The sequence below is a fragment of the Micromonospora hortensis genome, from assembly GCF_022230935.1.
GTDB classification, from domain to species: Bacteria; Actinomycetota; Actinomycetes; order Mycobacteriales; family Micromonosporaceae; genus Micromonospora; species Micromonospora hortensis.
This window is the reverse complement of the sequence record NZ_JAKKFE010000032.1, coordinates 1-975: the sequence shown is the minus strand read 5'-3', so window position 1 is coordinate 975 and position 975 is coordinate 1. Positions and strand designations below refer to the sequence as shown.

Here is a 975-nt window from a genome sequence, read left to right as displayed (position 1 = left end):
GGGGGGGGGGGGGGGGGGGGGGGGGGGGGGGGGGGGGGGGGGGGGGGGGGGGGGGGGGGGGGGGGGGGGGGGGGGGGGGGGGGGGGGGGGGGGGGGGGGGGGGGGGGGGGGGGGGGGGGGGGGGGGGGGGGGGGGGGGGGGGGGGGGGGCGGTGAGGCGGACGCGAACGACAAGGTGATGGCGTCGTTCGCCACCACCATGCAGAACACCAAGCTCACGCCGCTCACCCCGAAGTGGGTGGAGGTCAGCCGGACGAAGACGGTGACCCAGGCGATGAACAGCTCGGTCATGAAGGGTCAGAAGACGGTCGAGAAGGCTACCGCCGACGCGGCCGGTGAGATGGAAGGCATTTTGAACAGCAAGTGATCTCACAGACCACAAGCCCGGAGACGGCCGCCGCGCGGGAGACCCCAGCGCGGCGGCGTCGCCGGGTGGACCGCCTGCCCTACCTGCTGCTCCTGCCCGCCCTGCTGATCATCGGGGTGCTGCTGCTCTGGCCGCTCGGCCAGGTGGTGGTGATGTCCTTCTACCGGCTGAACAGCGTCCGGCAACTGCGCGGCGACCGGGAGTGGCCGTGGGTGGGGCTCGGCAACTACGTCGACATCCTCTCCGACCCGTTCTTCCTGACCGTGCTGCGCAACACCGTTCTGTTCGCCGCGGCCAACGTGCTGCTCACCATGGTGCTCGGCACCCTGGTGGGGCTGCTGCTCAACCGGCTCGGTCGCAAGATGGCCACGTTCGTGGCCAGCTGCGTGATGCTCGCCTGGGCGACGCCGGCGCTGACCGGCACCATCGTCTGGAAGTGGATCTTCGACGACACCAGTGGCCTCGTCACGTGGCTGTTCAACGCGTTGCCGGACGGGCTCTCGAGCAGCCTGTTCGGTCGCAGCGACTGGACCGGCTACGGCTGGTTCAACTCGCCGCTGCTCTTCTTCTCCATCCTCACCCTGGTGGTGGTCTGGCACTCGTTCCCGT

2 protein-coding genes are annotated in these 975 nt (G+C 71.5%); both read left to right on the top strand.

Going from position 1 to position 975, the window contains the following annotated elements:
- Nucleotides 1-177 precede the first annotated feature (177 nt).
- Nucleotides 178-366, top strand: coding sequence for a hypothetical protein (locus tag NIE111_RS22315; RefSeq protein WP_238686233.1), 189 nt, complete (start codon nucleotides 178-180; stop codon nucleotides 364-366).
- Nucleotides 363-975, top strand: a 613-nt coding sequence (locus NIE111_RS22310) for a carbohydrate ABC transporter permease (RefSeq protein WP_372488389.1), incomplete at its 3' end; no start/stop codon positions are given. The genes NIE111_RS22315 and NIE111_RS22310, both read left to right, overlap by 4 nt.

Coding starts and splice junctions, on each gene's coding strand:
- NIE111_RS22315 (WP_238686233.1), top strand. CDS start 178: ATGGCGTCGTTCGCCACCACCATGCAGAACACCAAGCTCACGCCGCTC.